Below are 15,787 nucleotides of genomic sequence, written 5' to 3'. Positions count from 1 at the left end.
TTAAGATTGGCGGGGGCGTCGGGTCGACCGCTTGACATATGCGCATAATTAGTTTGATATCAATGTATCGTGGACGGTGATCGCTTTAATGGGTGCGGTCTAGGCAGTGTAGAAACGGATGCGACCGCCGCATTAACGCAGTCCTCTCCCCGTTCCCGGCAAGATAAATCGGAGGAGGGTGTGCCAAGCTGGATTGGTGTCGCCACATTACTTGACGCATTGAATTTCAATGGGAGAGACCATCATGAAGATTGTGACAAGCCTGAGCTTTCAGGGCCAGTGTCGTGAAGCGTTTCAATTCTATGCCAAGGTCCTCGGTGGAGAGATTACCGCCGCAATGCCCTACGGCGATGGGCCTCCAGACATGCCCATCACAGATGAGAAGTACAGAAACTGGCTGATGCACTGTTGGCTTCAGGTCGGTGATCAGGCTTTGATGGGTGCAGATATGGATGTTGAATGGTCGCGCAATATCGACAAGCCAAAAAATGGTTTTGATGTGACTTTGCACACCCAGGATAAAGGCGAGGCCCAGCGCTGGTTCGAGCAGCTCGCTGAAGGTGGCAAAGCCGTCATGCCCTTCGGGGAGACCTTCTGGTCACCTGGTTTCGGTTCCCTTGTCGACAGGTTCGGAATTCCGTGGATGATCAACACCATTCCTTCATCCGATTGGAAGCCGTCGCAGGGCTGAGGCCGAAGCACCGGTCAGCGACGCCGTCGATGGCTTGGCAGCACGGATCACAGATATTGCACGTCTGTCATGCGTCCTGATCGAACTTCTGCATGTTGCGAATGGACTTATTGGGGAGCAATATGAGCGTTTCCTATCGCTGGGTCATCGTGGCTTCAGGTGGTCTTTTGGGGTGTGTCGCCGTGGGAGCCATGTTTTCGCTGCCGGTTTTCCTACGGCCAATGGCGCAGGACACCGGCTGGTCTGTCACAGGGATTTCCACGGCAATGACCGTTGGCTTTCTAGCCATGGCAGCGGCGAGTTTGCTATGGGGTAGCCTGTCCGACCGGTATGGGCCGCGTCCAGTGGTTTTGACAGGCTCGCTCGTTTTGCCATTGAGCCTGGCTCTTGCCAGCCGGGCGGGGTCACTTACTGAATTCCAACTTCTTTTCGGTGTTCTCGTGGGTGCTGCGACCGCGGCCGTCTTCGCGCCGATGATGGCCAGCGTCACAGCCTGGTTTGACACGCAGCGTGGCTTGGCGGTCTCGTTGGTTTCTGCGGGTATGGGCATGGCTCCGATGACCATGGCACCGTTTGCGGCCTGGCTTGTGAGCATCCACGATTGGCGTACCGCAATGTTGATCATTGCGGGATTTTCGGCGGCATTGATGATCCCGGCAGCACTTCTGGTGCGCCGCCCGCCTTCAATCGACACTGAATCGCAAGAAATGGCTGCAATCGCACCACAATCGGATATGACGGTTCGACAGGCTTTGAGATCTCCCCAATTCATCACATTGATGTTGGCTAACTTCTTTTGCTGTGCAACACATTCCGGGCCGATCTTCCACACAGTAAGCTACGCGGTGACATGCGGTATCCCTATGATTGCTGCGGTGTCGATCTACAGTGTGGAGGGACTGGCGGGCATGTTTGGTCGTATAGGATTCGGCCTTGCAGGTGACCGCTTCGGCGCTCAGCGTGTCCTTGTGATTGGGCTTCTCGCACAGGCTTTCGGAGTGCTGGCATATTCGTTCGTCTCGACGCTAGGCCTTTTTTATGCGGTGGCTGCACTTGTTGGCTTTATCTACGCAGGAACTATGCCGCTTTATGCCGTGATCATACGGGAGAATTTTCCTTTGAAGATGATGGGCACCATAATTGGGGGAACGGCAATGGCTGGCAGCCTCGGGATGTCAACTGGCCCGCTTCTGGGCGGGTTCGTCTATGATCGCTTTAACTCTTATGCCCTGATGTATGTCGGCTCATGGGGAATGGGACTGGTAGCCGTCCTAATCTTGCTTACGTTCCGTCCATTTCCAGCAAGACTGAGTCAGATGGCACCAAACTAAGCAGCATCTTGGCCACTTCATGTTTGTTCCCCACAGGCAAGGTCGACACTCAAGATTAAAGTTCAGACGGACTGTTCAATCCTCGGGCTGCTGGACGACGGCATCTAAATGGCGCGTTTAGACTAATTTTTGCGCCACATTTCTGGACACCCCAGTTTTTTTAAAAAATTCGTTGAAGCCAACTCGATTAAAAGACGCAATTGATGGTCGCGTTCAACCCGCAACGATATTCTTGCGCGACAGTGGATAAAAAATCTGTAAATAAGCCCGCATTCTGAGGAGGACGGATTTTTGAAACAAGCTGCACTTCGGGTCGTGGTGGTTGGGGCTGGTGTCATGGGAGCGTCAGCCGCTTGGCATCTCGCGCGCAATGGCGCGCGCGTGACGGTTCTCGAGAAGGATGCTTCTCCCGCCAGCGGCGTCACACGTTGGTCCTACGGTTGGGTCGGCACAAACAGCAGCTTACCCTCGGACGATCCGTCAAATTTTGCGTCCAAAGCTCAAGCGGCTATGGAGTTCAATCGCCTTGAGCGCGGGCTTGGGCCTTTACCGATCGCAGCTCGCGGCTCGCTCGTCTGGTTGGACTCAGATGAGGAGACCGCCGCCCATATTGCCGAGCAACAAGCTTTTGGTGTCCGTATTGCAGCACTAGATCGTGCTGGCGCAGCAGCAATGGAGCCACGGCTTGCCACATTGCCGGCTCTTGCCGCCTGGGCCCCAGACGATTTCGCCGTTGAGCCACGCGAATTCACCCACCAACTGCTGGATGCCGCACGCGAAGCGGGTAGCGAAATCATTTGCGGGACCAGTGTAGAAAGCGTCGAGACCCGGGGAGGCCGTGTTGCCGGTGTAAGGACGACGAAAGGTGTCGTTGCCGCCGATATCGTGGTGTTGGCGAACGCCAGGGCGGCCGCATTCTTGACCGAACCTTTCGGAATTGCACTGCCTCTGCGTGAGGAGCCAGCTGTATTAATGCGTTTTGCGGGCGGGCGCGGCGTTCTGCGTCATCTCATTTGTGGCGTAGGAGTGGAGCTTCGTCCAGGTCTTGCCGGCGATTTTGTTTCGGCGGAAGATTACCCTTTTGATGGAAAAGCAGGCCTTCCGGCGCTTGCCGACAGGACGTCGTCTACGATCGCTCGGATGTTCGCTCTCTCTGAGAGACCAACTCTTTTGTCGGTGAATGCCGCGTACCGACCCATGACAGAGGACGGAGTGCCGTTGCGTCGATTTCTCACTGACGTCGAAGGCCTTTATGCCATCGTTGCCCATCCAGGCGTCATCCTCGCCCCTCAACTCGGCCGGCTAGCTGCCGAGGAAATGTTGGGGAAGGTCTTGGGTTGCTGAGCACGATGGTGAAACTTAGGATTGCGCGACAACAATCAGGCTTGGCCCTCCTTGCTCCATGGCCTTGCCCGACCGGCCTTCGACGGTCGCAGTTATCTCACCGAACGATACCTGATCGTTAGCGCGCTGTCGGGCCACGCTGGACTAATGTAGGCTTCTATTGTTCAAAACCGCTCTGTTCTGCTGATACTTCCTTGCATTTACCGCTGTCCTTCACTCCAACCATCCTCATGTCGCGGACGATAGTCCGATTGGACAAATCAATCTCCCAAGCCACCGAACCCTCATTCAAGCTCACTTTGTTTGCCGTGAATACGCTCTGCGATGTTCTTTGACTTCCGCTGCTGGGCACATAGACCCCAACCGTGCCAGCAGATTCATCCAGCACGAAATTGAAAACCTGAGGTTTTCCAGAGGGTTGTTTGAACTCGCAAGAAAGATATATAGGGCTCGCAGCCAAGGCACCAGAGATTGGCCATATTGCCATGCCGGCGACTAAAATTTTCCTGGCAATCCTCATATTGCGATCTCCAACTCGGGGCTGCTGATATCGGCTGCAACTTATAGGCTTCGAATGATTAGAAACATGCCATTGTTATCGTATGGAACCCTCGCTTCGGTTTTAACACGATATGTCAGGGGGACGACAAGCCTATGATTGATGAATTTCGACCATCCTTACAGAGAGGATCAATGGGTGGCAGAGCTTGAATGTGGCTCGATGGAAGCTATGATTTTTGCGATCCCGGGACGTCACCGGATAGCAGGTGGGCTAAGCATCTACGCGGTGTCAGTCACTTGTTTATTTCGCCACCTTGCGGAGAGTCACCCAAAAGCCTAGGCGAACAATCAGAGTTTGGTCGGATTGAAGCTATGTGTACAAGACGGGGAAGTGCCTCCCCTCAGAGGCAAGCGGTCGCGTCCCAGCCTTCCACGATCTTCAGCAGGTCTGCAAACCGGCGCGGTCCCGATCTGTCCCGCCCCTGTGACTAGGGCGGTTTTCAGGCTTAAGGTGGGTATCCCAGCGTTGAATTTAATCCACGAGTTTCGCGATCAACCTATTGAAGCCGGGTGTCGTCAGGATGTGACCAACAAAGCCACGATCGCAATCAAGGCAAATGGGATGACTGCCCAATAATACTCCCGTCTTAGCATTCGAAAGGTCACTAATAAGGCAATGATCATTGCGGCAATGATCGGAGCTACAACAAACAGTATTTCTGTTAAGGTCATCCGTAGCTTTCTTGAAGATGGGTTGTGGGATGCGTTTAGTTCAGTTCATTGATTTGTCAGCGCCGCGAACTGAGCGCAATGATCCGCAATCGAGGTTCCGGTACCATTGGCTATGTCCTGCATTGAAGTGCGGTTCTCGCCGTCGAAGCTGTAGCCTTGTTCACCCGCGCTTTCGTATTGATCGCCCTGGGAAGCATCTGCAGGTGCAGGGAGCATCGTGATAATCTTCTCATAAGCCGAAACAACGTTATCTGAGATGTGACCTTCCGCGACGCAATATTTGATCAGACCGAGCTGGTTGCGCGATGAATTAAACAAAAGCTGCGTATCATCGGCAAATGCAAAAGATGACGTGATGATGAGGGGCATGGATAGTAAGACGGCGAGCGGCTTTTTGTGCATGGAAACAGTGCCTTGAATGGATTGAGTTTGCATTCCGCAGACAGGAAGAACTATTGGCTGGATTTGTTTTTAGCCATCATACGGCCAAGCATTACCTGCGATTTGTACTGCTCGCAAACCTCCTTCACATCGACTTCATTGGCCGCGGCGAGGTCTTCGAGGGATTGTTCATCACCTTGCAAATAAGAGATCCCATCGCGCCCCTTTTTTTCATGCAGGTCAGCCTCAGCCGAACTCTCCACCTCACCAAAAATCGCTTCAGTGCCGACACGGAAGAATTTCTCGGAATCGGGCTCGAGAAACCCAAGATCACTACAATATGCAACAATGCCCTGATCATTGAGCCTTTCCAGATAGGCTGGGTGCTCATTGTTCTGAGCCAGGGTTGTAACAGAGGAGAGCAACAGAGCTGATAATGTGGGAAGGGCCAAAGATCTGATTTTGAGGTTCACTTCAGGTCACCTGTACGTGGCATAGATTTATAATGCGGGTTCGATTACACTTAATATTGCAAGTGCGCGAGGCTCAACATCATCGACATTGGTATAAGGTTTCCAGTTTATATTCAAAATGCCATCTTCCATCGTTACACCATCACTATAGTTGCTTGAAGGTGCGCTTGCCTCATCATAGCGGATGACGATGGATTTCAGGCCGTCTTTGAGAGCGGCTCTGCCGATCTGTGTTGCAGTGATTGTTCCAATCGCTTGGAGTATCGGGTCAATGATCGGTTTACGCAAGTAATCGTCACTTGCGTATGAATCTGCAAGTCCGGGTAGTGCCAGACTTTGGGTATCTAGATTGATGGTAACCGGAAAACCGGCAAGATCCTGAATTTCTAGTTGGTATTTCGGCCAGACATCTGTCGCATAAGCCGCAATGGCACGACGTTCGGCCAGCCCCAAGCCCTCAGCAAGTGCTCCAACGGGTGCAGACAAACAGAACATGCCGACCAGTGACACACAGAACAGTTTTTTCATGACGTGGCTTCTCGGGTTTGTCGGGAATAAGCGACGGATTGTGATTTGAAAGAATTTGCTTTGAGTATCATTCTGTTCCGAATTTGGAACCATCCAATTCTTGCTTATATTTCAGACCATTTCATCATCTGAGCACCCCGCAAAATTAATGGTTGCACGTGAGCAAGCGGGTTTTTGCGATTTGACATTCTCAATGAAGAAAATGTCCGGCTTGTGCGCGGATTGGAGCGCGCAATTAGACCCAAACCATAAAGCGCTGCGTTGAGCAAATAGAGCTGCAAGAGGCCAGGAAAGCTGTGACATGCAGTGAGCGATTGCGGCAACGTTTAAGCGTGCAGGCAACGACAATTGGATCTACAGAAAATCAACGGCAATGACCGAGATATGAAAAGCCGCTGACCATCTGGCAGTCAGCGGCTTCTTTTCTCAGAAATTCAACGCGGCCTTTTCAGTATTAGTTATTTATACGCCGAAACGACGATCTCAATCAGCGTGTCGCCGCCCAGATCTGCGACGCCAACTGTTGCGCGGGTTGGTAGCAGCGAAGGATCGATCCACTCTTTCCAGACTTTGTCCATTTCTGGCTTCATGCTGAGATCCGTTACAAAAATAGTAGCTGCCAGCAGCTTGGTCTTGTCGGTGCCTGCCTGGGCGAGATAGCTGTCGATTTTGGCCAGGATTTCCTGGGTCTGACCAGCCATATTGAGACTTTCATCATCACAGGTGGTTCCACCGACATAGACAATGCCATTGTGTTCGACGACGCGATGCATGATAGGTGTCTGAATGAAACGTTTTGCCATAGTTTAATCCTTTAAGATTGTGTGGGAATTTTCTGCGGGCTCGCCGGTAACGGCGAAGACGGCATCGGGGTTTTGAGGTAATGCTGCGATTTCGCTGAGCGCCAACGGTTTAACCGGAGCACGCAGGCGATAGAAACCGACTGCTTGGGGGGGGCGGTTTTGCACCTCCGCCAGGATTTCTGTGACGGTTGAACTGCACAAGCGGCCCTGACAAGGACCCATGCCGCAACGAAACATGGTTTTAAGCTGGTTGGGACCAGCAATATCGCTGGCGGCTGCGTCGCGGATTGCGCCCGCGTTCACTTCCTCACAACGGCAGATAATCGTGTCACGATCCGATGGTGCGCGAAACGTTTGGGCAGGCAGATAAAGTGCATCGATAAAGGCGCGGCCGCGTTCGAAGAGCAGCTTTTGCGCCCGCGCCTCTTCAATCTTCTTCGTCAACACCGCCGCCATTGCCGGAAAGATATCCTGACAGGCCGCGAGCGCAGCGATGCGCCCGCTCTGTTCGGCAACCAATGCTCCGCCAATACCGCTCCCGTCACCAGCGATATAAATCGCTGGAACAGACGAACGCCCGCTCTCATCAACCTTGGGCTGAAAGCACTTCTGGTCATCGTTCCAAACGAGTGCGCAGCCGGAAGCGTTGGCGAGGCTATTATTGGGGATCACACCTTGATGCAGGAAGATGCTATCTACAGCCAGTCTATGTGTCTTGCCTTTTGCCGAAAAGCAGACGGCTTCTGCTTCGCCTTCGCCTTCAACGACGATATCGGTGATACCCGAATATACGGGTATCGACTTGCGCACCTTGAAAAGGAGGGAAAGCCCCTTGATAGCATAGGGCGAGCGAAGGAATGAAAGCAGGTTGGGCGCGGCTTTGGCGTAATTTCCAACGGGCGTTGTATCAAGCAGAGCAGCAACCTTGCCGCCTGCCTTCAACAACTGTGCGGCAAACATGTAGAGCAGGGGGCCTGTTCCCGCCAGAACCACACGCCCGCACGGCAGGAGACCGGAAGCTTTTAGTGCAATTTGCGCGGCGCCGACCGTCATCACACCTGGCAATGTCCAGCCCTTGACCGGCATGGGGCGCTCCATGGCGCCGGTCGCGAAAATCACACGGCGCGCGAAAGTAATACCGCTTTTGCCGCTTACTGATACGCGAAGTTCGACACTGTTGCTTTTGTCGCTATCCCGCGGTTCGACGCTCCAAACAAAAGCTTGCGGCACATAGGTTGCGTTGCTTGTGAGAAATGCATTGAGTAGGTCTTTGCCGCGCCAGTAGTCGTCGCCGAGAAATGGCCTTCGAGCACTGGTATTTTGTTCGATGCCACGGTAAATCTGGCCACCGGCGGCAGGGTTCTCGTCGAACATAACAACGCTCGCCCCAGCGGCGCTCGCCTCCGCGGCTGCGGACATGCCTGCTGGTCCAGCGCCGATAATGGCGAGATCGTAGAACGCGTTGACCGCATGAATGTCGGAAATTCGCTTGAGCATTGCCGTCACGATCCCACCCGACGGGCGCCCGATTGGGAAGTAATGACCATTCCATTGGCTACAGGCATCATGCAGGCTTGACGGTTCTGAACACCATCAATGGTGACCAGGCATTCAAAACAGATACCCATAAGGCAATAGGGTGCGCGTGGCTTATCACCAACGACGCTGTTTCGGAGCCGGTTGATACCCTCTCCGAGCAGTGCCGCGGCGACAGTAACATTGGCAGGCACCGTCAAGGTATGCGCATCAAATGTGATCGTCACAGTTTCCTCAGGTGTTTCAGTTTTTTGGAAGATTCTAGCAGACATGAAACCTCCGGCCATTGAACGCATCGCCAGCAAGTTGTTTAGCGCCGACGGCAATTTCCTGCGCCACGATCAGGGCGTGGTTTGCCGCAAGTGTAACGCCGGAATGACACATCACGACGTAAGCGCCAGGGTGAGTTTCGGATTGTTCGTAAATTGGCAAGCCGTCTGGTGTTTTCACCCGAAACCCAGCCCAACTGCGAATAACATTGACCTGGGCGAGATGGGGGAATGTCCGAACTGCTCTGTTAGCCAGAACCGCACTAATATCCTGATTGGTGGTGATTTGGTCGGTATGGCTTTCTTGGCTGTCGCCGATCATGACGCCGCCTTCGTCAGCTTGCCGCAGCGTTGCCGCTGTAAAGGGGAAGAAGGGCGCGCATTTCTCCGTTACTAGGATTTGACCTTTGCTGCGCACAACGGGAGCATCCAGACCTACAGATTTGGCAAGTTCAGCATTGCCGTTACCTGCAGCCAGAATGATACGCTCGGCAAAGACCTCACCCCATTTGCCACTCAGAAGAAAGCCGCCATTCTTTGGGGTGATGGACGAAACTTCACAATGCGGTTTGTAGCAAGCGCCAAGTTTCATCATGCCGGTATGTAATGCGCGAAAAAGGCGAAGCGAATTCACGTCGCCGTCCATTGGTGAATAGATCGAACCAAGCACGTCCCGGCCGATCAATGGTAGCATTCCCGCTGTTTGCTGATGGTCAAGCACGACGTGTTCGGGAGCGTCGTTGCCTAGCTCGTGCGCAACGTTTTCGACGTCTGCAGAAAACATTTCTAGTTCACGCTCGTTGAGGCAGAAGGTAAAGGCTCCCGTCTGTCTGAGCGCTACATCCAGACCCGTGACATCGTGTAACTCATCTGCAAAAGTCGACCAACGGCGTGCAGATTGCATTGTCCAACGGGCATAGTGTGGTGCACCTAAGCCCTTACCCTGTACCCAGATGAGCGCGAAATTGGCCCTCGATGCGCGCACGGACAAGTCCTCTCCATCGAGAAGCATCGGGCGCAGCCCGGACCGGGCGAGACCCCAGGCGATGGCAGAGCCCACCAGTCCCGCTCCGATAATGACGATGTTCTGATCCGGCAATCTGCGCATTCTTAGTTTCAATCTGTTGTCACAGTGTGGGAGAGGCGGGCCTGACAATTGTCAGGCCTGATTGCTTCGGCTTAGTTTTGCGGGCTAACGTCCACCTTGAACCACTTTTCGGACAGCTTTTTCACCGTACCGTCAGCAATCGCTGCCTGGATAGCAGTATCGAAGCGCTCCTTCAGCTCCGTATCTTTCTTGCGTAAACCGATGCCGATCATGCCGAAGACTTTGCCGGAAAACAGCGGCCCAGCCAGCTTTGCGCCCTTCATGTCATCCTTTTCGAGCGCTGCAGCAAGAACTGTCGCATTGGCAACAACCGCATCCACACGACCGCTGGTCAGGTCGAAATTGTGTTCCTCCGCGGTCTTGTACTCACGTACATCCGCGCCATCCTTGAAATACTGCTCCATGAAGGCGGAAGCGGTCGTCGACCCCTGAACGCCTACGGTCTTGCCGTTGATTTTCTTGCTGATTTCTTCGAGTACTGGTTTGGCTGCATCAGCATCGACATTGAGTGGCTTGCCGCTTTCCGGCAGATCGGCAAGGTCGCTGTCTTCCATGACTGTGAAGGAGTTGATGGCAGCTGCATAAGGAGACGAAAACGCGATCACTTCCTCACGCTTGGGCGTGATGCTCATGCCTGCCATGATGGCGTCATACTTGCCGGCGGTAAGCGACGGAATGATGCCGTCCCAGTTTTGGGCGGTGATTTCGCATTTCGCTTTTATGCGCGCGCAAAGGTCATTGGCGAGATCAATCTCGAAGCCATCCAGAACACCATTCGGTCCAGAAAAATTCCATGGTGCATAAGCACCTTCGGTTGCGATGCGCACGACATCTTCTGCGTGCGCGGCTGTTGCTATGGCGAGACCACCAAGGAAAGAAAGGACGAATTTCAGTTTCATCTGTTCACCTCTGTTAGAAAACCGATTGATCGGTTCAATTGTTTTGTTTGGAAATGAATTGCCGCAACCGTTCGCTTTTGGGGTTGCCAAAAACTTCTTCGGGCGTGCCTTCTTCTTCAATCACGCCCTGACGCAGAAAGACGACACGGCTGGATACATCGCGGGCGAAGCCCATTTCATGGGTTACAACCAGCATTGTGCGGCCCTCTGCAGCCAGATCACGCATGACTTTGAGCACCTCAGCTACCAGCTCCGGGTCTAGCGCGGAGGTAGGTTCGTCGAACAGCATGATCTTCGGACGCATCGCTAACGCGCGGGCAATCGCCGCGCGTTGTTGCTGGCCGCCGGAAAGATGAGCCGGATAGAAGTTACGCTTTTCGGCGATGCCAACACGCTCCAGCAGTGCTTCAGCTTCCGCAATGCATTCGGACCTGTTTCGCTTTTGCACAAAGACAGGTGCTTCGATCAGATTTTCCAGGATAGTCAGATGGGACCACAGATTGAACGATTGAAACACCATCGTCGCCTGACCGCGTAACCGCTGAACCTGTTTCGCATCACTGAGATGCGGTGCGCGACCCGGCTGTTGGTCGAGCTTATATGTCTCGCCGTGAATAGCGACGCTACCTGCATCCGGCACCTCCAGCATGTTGATGCAGCGCAACAATGTGGACTTGCCTGAGCCAGATGCTCCCAGAATGGAGATGACATCCCCTTGGTGTGCCTGCAACGAGACGGAGTGCAGAACCTTGTGCGCCCCGTAGAATTTCTCGAGTTTTTTGATCTCGACTGCAGGCGTTTTTACAGTTTGCATTATGAGTTTCCTAAGGAAGCATGCACGACCGCAGGCTGACGCTGGTGCGCTGACAGGCGGTATTCCAACAGTTTGAAGATTCTGGTGACCACAAAATTCAACAGGAGATAGATCGCACCTGCAGAGATGAAGACTTCGACAGGACGATAGGTGGCCGAGATCAGCTTGGCCGCCAGACCTGTTACTTCCATCATAGTAATCGTCGATGCCAAGGCGGTGGATTTCACCATCAAGATGATTTCATTCGAATAGGCGGGCAGCATCTGGCGCAGGGCCTGCGGGGCCAGAATACGACGGACGAGGGTGAACCCACTCATGCCATAAGCGCGAGCAGCTTCGATCTGACCGGTTGCAACCGACAAAACGCCACCGCGAATGATTTCGGCACTATAGGCTGCAGTATTGAGCGCCAGAGCCAACACCGCGCACCAATAAGGTTCCCGCAAAAACGGCCAGAGAAAGCTCTTGCGCAGTTCGGGAAATTGGCTGAGACCGTAGTAGATTATGTAGAGTTGGACGAGCAGGGGGGTGCCGCGCAGCACAAAGATGTAGCCCCTCGCAATGAGGTCGAGTACCAGATTGCCCGACAGACGCATTGCGGCCAGTATGAGAGCCAGGACCGCGCCGCTGATAACCGATAGCCCCATCAGTTGAAGCGTCAGCGGGATGCCACGACAAAGCTGTAGGAAACTGTCGAACATGAACGGAAGGTCGATGAAGCTCATACCGCCCTCCGGATGCCGCGCATGGCGTGCCTTTCTGCTTTCTTGAACAGAAGGCCTGATGCGAATGTGATGACGAGATAAAGAAGTCCGGCGGTCAGAAAAAATGTGAACGGCTTGCGCGTCGATCCCGCGCCGATCTGTGCCTGACGCATCAGTTCCACCAATCCTACCACTGAAATCAGCGCGGATTCCTTCAAAACGAGCTGCCAGACATTGCCAATGCCAGGAATGGCGAAGCGTGCTGCCTGCGGTACCATGATGCGACGAAACAGCAGACGCGTTGGCATACCATAGGCTTTGGCAGCCTCGATCTCGCCTTTTGGAAGTGCCAGCACAGCCCCTCGATAGACTTCCGCCTGATAGGCGCCCGATACCACACCGATGGCCAGTGCCCCGGTGATGAAAATTGGCGCGCTGACGAAACCTTGCCCACCAAACAAGGCTCCGACCTGGCTTAATACGGCGCTGCTACCGAAATAGAACAGGTAAATGACCAGAAGATCAGGGATGCCACGAAGCACAGTAGAGTAACCGTCAGCTGCCATTCTGAGAATACGTTGCGATGAGAATGAAGCGGCGGCTGCAATGGTACCGAATACCGTGCCTGCTGCGAAGCCGCAAAAGGCTACTGCAAGTGTCATGCCCGTAGCGCGAAGCATATCGTAGCCCCAGCCGTCTTCGGCAAATCCCATTAAATCCAGATATGCGCTGATCGCACTCATCTGCATTGTTCCCTTTTTATGCCCGGTACTTTTGTAGCGCCGGTCCGTTTATGGGAGTGGTTTGACAGCGGGGCTCAATACAGTCAAATTCGAAATAAAGCCCAGAGCATAACCAAATATTATGGTGAAACATGAACCTGCGTCAGGTAGAAGCGTTCCGAACTGTCATGCTAACCGGAAAAATGACCGCCGCAGCGGAGTTGATGTCGATCACTCAGCCTGCGGTAAGTCGCTTGATCCGCGATTTTGAGATCGACACGAAACTCAAACTATTCAACCGTCGCGGAAACCAGTTGATTCCCACGCAAGCAGCAATGACATTATTGCAGGAAGTCGAGCGGGCCTATGTCGGGCTCAATCGCATCAGGAGTTTTGCTGATGAGATCCGCCGCCAGAATGCTGGCATGCTGCGGATTGCCGCCATGCCTGCACTTGCAAATGGGATCATGCCGCGCTTCCTCGCCCGTTTTCTTAAAGATCGCCCTAACATCCACGCCTCTCTCAACGGCATTCCCTCCGCTTTAGTCGTGGAGGCCGTCGCATCAGGTCAGGCGGATATTGGTTTTGCCGACGGCCCGCTCGACCGGCCCGGTTTTATAATTGAGACCCGCGCGATACCGGCTGTTGTGGCCGTCCCTCTGGAGCATCGACTGGCCGACTATCCAGAGGTTTCACCGGATGATCTCGCTGATGAACGCATGATTACGCTCGAACCGGGTTCGTTGTTTGCGATGCGAGTAGAAGTTGCCCTTGCTCGAATTCCACGCTCCGCTACCATTGAGACGCGCCTGTCACACACAGCTCTGACACTTGTGGCCGAAGGTGTCGGCATAACAATCATCGACCCATCCTCAGCAACGGATTTTCGCGGGCGTGGCGTAGTGATCAGGCCATTTACAAGCTTTGTCGATGCGGGGTTTTTGGTCATTCGCCGCAGTAACGGCCCTGACAACAGTCTGGCTCAGCGTTTCATAGATGAGTTCTGGGCCTATCATGAAACGCTGCTCGCGCAGCCGTGAATGTGTGGAATGCGATGAGGCAATCCTTCAATCGTTGTAAATGCGTTCGTCAAGCGGCGTTGAAGCGATGATAGATTTCAGCCCAGCAAGCATGGCGTTTTCGGCCTTGTTGAGATTGGCCTCAGGGTTGTGGATCAGGAAAACATCAATTGCCGGAGGGTTATCGTAAGGGGGCAGACGCCAAAGAAGGCCGTCATCAATCTCGCGTCGCACCACATGCACTGGAAGCGGCCCGATGCCAAGTCCGGTGATGATCATCCGGCGGACCTCCTCGAGGCTCGACGAAGTGCCGACCACATCCGGAGAAAGTCGGGCTTCACTGCGCAATAGGGCTACGGGTCGCAGCGCGTCAGCAATATGGTCGGTCTGAAATGAAACCGATGGTTCTCCTTTCAGATCGGCAAGGGTCAGACCGGACTGGCCGAACATCCGGTGCCGCGGTCCACAGAAAAAGCCAAAGAACTCCCGATAGGCCATGGTGTAATCAAGCGCAGGATCGCGATTGCTTACAAGGCCAAGGCCAAAAGAGGCGCGTTTTTCTCGTACAAGGCGAGCGACTTCGGTGCTGGCGGATACGGTGATCGTCAGTGTCGCGTTGGGATGGTGTTCATGAAACAGCGCGAGCGCCTGGTCGAAGAGAGGGGATACGATGTGGCTGGCTACAGAAATAGTAACATGGCCGGTCACATTGTCACCGACACCGCGCACCAATTGCGGCAGTTGCGAGATAGCACCGAATACCTCGATGCTCTGTTCGTAAAGCAGTTTGCCGACTTCCGTCAGTTCAAACCTAGTAGCATCGCGCTCCACTAACCGCTGGCCGATACGCTCTTCCAATCGACGCAACGCGTTGCTTACGCTTGGTTGTTTGAGGTTGAGGCGTTCTGCTGCGCGGGTGATGCTTTTGACTTCGGCAATCACCACGAAACTGCGCAGAAGGTTCCAATCCAGATCCCAGACGAGACGCTCAGGGCGATGTAGCGACATGATATCTTCCATTCATGAAATCTATGCAATCTATTCCCATTATCTATTTGCGAAATGTATCCAGAAAAGCAATCATGAATAGGGGAAGGCAACAAAAAGCCTCTGAAAAAAACAAAAGGAAGTCGGGAACAGCATGTTTAACAGAATCACAGGTTTCATTGCCGCTGCAGCGATCGCCACCACCGCACTCTTGGCGGTTGCACCTGCACATGCGGACGATCTTGAGAAGATCAAGGCAGCTGGCGAGCTAAAGATTGCGATGAGCGGTCAGTATCCGCCGTTCAATTTTGTCAATGAGAAGAACGAAGTCGTGGGCTTCGATGCCTCCATAGGTTCGGCTATTGCCGAGCGCATGCAACTCAAGCCGCAGCTTATCACCACCGCTTGGGATGGTATTGTTGCTGGTCTTCGGGCGGGCAAGTTCGACACGGTGGTTGGCTCCATGACGATTACGCCGGAGCGCGAGAAGGCCGTGGACTTCGTCGGACCATATTATCACGCGGGCCGCGCGGTTTTCGTGAAGGAAGAGACTGCCTTTCAAAAGCTCGACGACCTCAAAGGCAAAACTTTGGGCGTCACGCTCGGTGAAACCCATGAAAAATGGGCACGCGAACAGGGCGGCTGGAGCATCCGCACCTACAAAGGTTTGCCAGAGCTGATGCTTGAACTCAATGCAGGCCGTGTCGATGCCATCGTTGTCGATAACATCCCGGTCATGGTTGCGATCAAGGAAACCGGCCAGAAGGTCCGCAGGCTTGACACGCCGGATATTGAAGGCGGCAGCGTTGCCATCGGCATCGCCATTCGCAAGAACAATCCGGAGTTGAAGGCTGCAATGCAGAAGGCTCTCGACGAGATCATGGCCGACGGTACTTACGAGAAAATCTCGATGCAATGGGTTGGCAGCGATATTCGCTGATATGT

The 15,787-nt window shown here is 53.8% G+C and carries 18 protein-coding genes; 5 read left to right on the top strand and 13 right to left on the bottom strand.

Annotation, left to right across the window (positions count from 1 at the left end):
* The first annotated feature begins 244 nt into the window (after window positions 1–244).
* From KMS41_22105 to KMS41_22095, 3 genes are all read left to right on the top strand, one after another.
* Window positions 245–691 (top strand): VOC family protein, encoded by a 447-nt coding sequence (locus KMS41_22105; GenBank protein QWK80442.1) that lies wholly within the window; start codon window positions 245–247, stop codon window positions 689–691.
* Between the two features lie 122 nt (window positions 692–813).
* The gene (locus KMS41_22100) at window positions 814–2,022 is read left to right on the top strand and encodes an MFS transporter (GenBank protein ID QWK80441.1); all 1,209 of its coding nucleotides are present in this window, start codon (window positions 814–816) and stop codon (window positions 2,020–2,022) included.
* Window positions 2,023–2,313: 291 nt separating this feature from the next.
* Window positions 2,314–3,366, top strand: a complete 1,053-nt coding sequence (locus KMS41_22095; GenBank protein ID QWK80440.1) for an FAD-binding oxidoreductase — start codon at window positions 2,314–2,316, stop codon at window positions 3,364–3,366.
* Window positions 3,367–3,523: 157 nt separating this feature from the next.
* Here the strand turns inward: KMS41_22095 and KMS41_22090 are convergent, their stop codons facing one another.
* The 12 genes from KMS41_22090 to KMS41_22035 all read right to left on the bottom strand — a co-directional run bounded on the left by KMS41_22090 (window position 3,524) and on the right by KMS41_22035 (window position 12,857).
* Window positions 3,524–3,718 carry a hypothetical protein gene (locus tag KMS41_22090; GenBank protein QWK81170.1) on the bottom strand — a complete coding sequence of 65 codons (195 nt, stop codon included), beginning with the start codon at window positions 3,716–3,718 and terminating at the stop codon, window positions 3,524–3,526.
* A 926-nt stretch (window positions 3,719–4,644) separates the two neighbouring features.
* On the bottom strand, window positions 4,645–5,001 hold the full coding sequence (locus tag KMS41_22085) for a hypothetical protein (GenBank protein ID QWK80439.1): 357 nt from the start codon (window positions 4,999–5,001) through the stop codon (window positions 4,645–4,647).
* Between the two features lie 50 nt (window positions 5,002–5,051).
* The gene (locus tag KMS41_22080) at window positions 5,052–5,354 is read right to left on the bottom strand and encodes a hypothetical protein (protein ID QWK81169.1); all 303 of its coding nucleotides are present in this window, start codon (window positions 5,352–5,354) and stop codon (window positions 5,052–5,054) included.
* 126 nt (window positions 5,355–5,480) lie between these two features.
* Window positions 5,481–5,963, bottom strand: a complete 483-nt coding sequence (locus tag KMS41_22075; protein ID QWK81168.1) for a hypothetical protein — start codon at window positions 5,961–5,963, stop codon at window positions 5,481–5,483.
* Window positions 5,964–6,439: 476 nt separating this feature from the next.
* Window positions 6,440–6,784 (bottom strand): RidA family protein, encoded by a 345-nt coding sequence (locus KMS41_22070; GenBank protein ID QWK80438.1) that lies wholly within the window; start codon window positions 6,782–6,784, stop codon window positions 6,440–6,442.
* 3 nt (window positions 6,785–6,787) lie between these two features.
* On the bottom strand, window positions 6,788–8,281 hold the full coding sequence (locus KMS41_22065; GenBank protein ID QWK81167.1) for an NAD(P)/FAD-dependent oxidoreductase: 1,494 nt from the start codon (window positions 8,279–8,281) through the stop codon (window positions 6,788–6,790).
* 5 nt (window positions 8,282–8,286) lie between these two features.
* The gene (locus tag KMS41_22060) at window positions 8,287–8,592 is read right to left on the bottom strand and encodes a (2Fe-2S)-binding protein (GenBank protein QWK80437.1); all 306 of its coding nucleotides are present in this window, start codon (window positions 8,590–8,592) and stop codon (window positions 8,287–8,289) included.
* Window positions 8,582–9,697: an FAD-binding oxidoreductase gene (locus tag KMS41_22055; protein QWK80436.1), complete on the bottom strand. Its 1,116-nt coding sequence runs from the start codon at window positions 9,695–9,697 to the stop codon at window positions 8,582–8,584. The genes KMS41_22060 and KMS41_22055 overlap by 11 nt, the downstream gene beginning before the upstream one ends.
* Before the next feature lie 71 nt (window positions 9,698–9,768).
* Complete coding sequence (locus KMS41_22050) at window positions 9,769–10,596, bottom strand: lysine/arginine/ornithine ABC transporter substrate-binding protein (GenBank protein ID QWK80435.1); 828 nt, start codon at window positions 10,594–10,596, stop codon at window positions 9,769–9,771.
* 34 nt (window positions 10,597–10,630) lie between these two features.
* Window positions 10,631–11,410, bottom strand: coding sequence for an ATP-binding cassette domain-containing protein (locus KMS41_22045; protein ID QWK80434.1), 780 nt, complete (start codon window positions 11,408–11,410; stop codon window positions 10,631–10,633).
* Entirely contained in the window at window positions 11,410–12,126 is a 717-nt protein-coding gene (locus KMS41_22040; GenBank protein ID QWK81166.1) for an ABC transporter permease, read from the bottom strand. Before KMS41_22040 ends, KMS41_22045 begins: the two co-directional genes overlap by 1 nt.
* A gap of 5 nt (window positions 12,127–12,131) precedes the next feature.
* Window positions 12,132–12,857 (bottom strand): ABC transporter permease subunit, encoded by a 726-nt coding sequence (locus KMS41_22035; GenBank protein ID QWK80433.1) that lies wholly within the window; start codon window positions 12,855–12,857, stop codon window positions 12,132–12,134.
* A gap of 131 nt (window positions 12,858–12,988) precedes the next feature.
* Between KMS41_22035 and KMS41_22030 the strand changes: the two genes are divergently transcribed.
* Window positions 12,989–13,876 (top strand): LysR family transcriptional regulator, encoded by an 888-nt coding sequence (locus tag KMS41_22030; GenBank protein QWK80432.1) that lies wholly within the window; start codon window positions 12,989–12,991, stop codon window positions 13,874–13,876.
* Window positions 13,877–13,903: 27 nt separating this feature from the next.
* Here the strand turns inward: KMS41_22030 and KMS41_22025 are convergent, their stop codons facing one another.
* Window positions 13,904–14,863, bottom strand: coding sequence for a LysR family transcriptional regulator (locus KMS41_22025; protein QWK80431.1), 960 nt, complete (start codon window positions 14,861–14,863; stop codon window positions 13,904–13,906).
* A 133-nt stretch (window positions 14,864–14,996) separates the two neighbouring features.
* On the opposite strand from KMS41_22025, the gene KMS41_22020 reads away from it, so the two are divergent.
* A complete protein-coding gene (locus KMS41_22020; protein QWK80430.1) occupies window positions 14,997–15,782 on the top strand; it encodes an ABC transporter substrate-binding protein in 786 nt (261 codons plus the stop codon).
* The last annotated feature ends 5 nt before the right edge of the window (window positions 15,783–15,787 follow it).

This window comes from Ochrobactrum sp. BTU1 (assembly GCA_018798825.1).
Lineage (GTDB): Bacteria > Pseudomonadota > Alphaproteobacteria > Rhizobiales > Rhizobiaceae > Brucella.
The sequence above is the reverse complement of the archived record's forward strand: the minus strand, read 5'-3'. Positions and strand labels throughout refer to the sequence as shown.

What these genes read in the sequence shown, in the direction of transcription:
- KMS41_22105 (QWK80442.1), top strand. Translation starts at nt 245, where the DNA reads ATGAAGATTGTGACAAGCCTGAGCTTTCAGGGCCAGTGTCGTGAAGCG.
- KMS41_22100 (QWK80441.1), top strand. Translation starts at nt 814, where the DNA reads ATGAGCGTTTCCTATCGCTGGGTCATCGTGGCTTCAGGTGGTCTTTTG.
- KMS41_22085 (QWK80439.1), bottom strand. Translation starts at nt 5,001, where the DNA reads ATGCACAAAAAGCCGCTCGCCGTCTTACTATCCATGCCCCTCATCATC.
- KMS41_22070 (QWK80438.1), bottom strand. Translation starts at nt 6,784, where the DNA reads ATGGCAAAACGTTTCATTCAGACACCTATCATGCATCGCGTCGTCGAA.
- KMS41_22065 (QWK81167.1), bottom strand. Translation starts at nt 8,281, where the DNA reads ATGCTCAAGCGAATTTCCGACATTCATGCGGTCAACGCGTTCTACGAT.
- KMS41_22060 (QWK80437.1), bottom strand. Translation starts at nt 8,592, where the DNA reads ATGTCTGCTAGAATCTTCCAAAAAACTGAAACACCTGAGGAAACTGTG.
- KMS41_22055 (QWK80436.1), bottom strand. Translation starts at nt 9,697, where the DNA reads ATGCGCAGATTGCCGGATCAGAACATCGTCATTATCGGAGCGGGACTG.
- KMS41_22050 (QWK80435.1), bottom strand. Translation starts at nt 10,596, where the DNA reads ATGAAACTGAAATTCGTCCTTTCTTTCCTTGGTGGTCTCGCCATAGCA.
- KMS41_22045 (QWK80434.1), bottom strand. Translation starts at nt 11,410, where the DNA reads ATGCAAACTGTAAAAACGCCTGCAGTCGAGATCAAAAAACTCGAGAAA.
- KMS41_22035 (QWK80433.1), bottom strand. Translation starts at nt 12,857, where the DNA reads ATGAGTGCGATCAGCGCATATCTGGATTTAATGGGATTTGCCGAAGAC.
- KMS41_22030 (QWK80432.1), top strand. Translation starts at nt 12,989, where the DNA reads ATGAACCTGCGTCAGGTAGAAGCGTTCCGAACTGTCATGCTAACCGGA.
- KMS41_22025 (QWK80431.1), bottom strand. Translation starts at nt 14,863, where the DNA reads ATGTCGCTACATCGCCCTGAGCGTCTCGTCTGGGATCTGGATTGGAAC.
- KMS41_22020 (QWK80430.1), top strand. Translation starts at nt 14,997, where the DNA reads ATGTTTAACAGAATCACAGGTTTCATTGCCGCTGCAGCGATCGCCACC.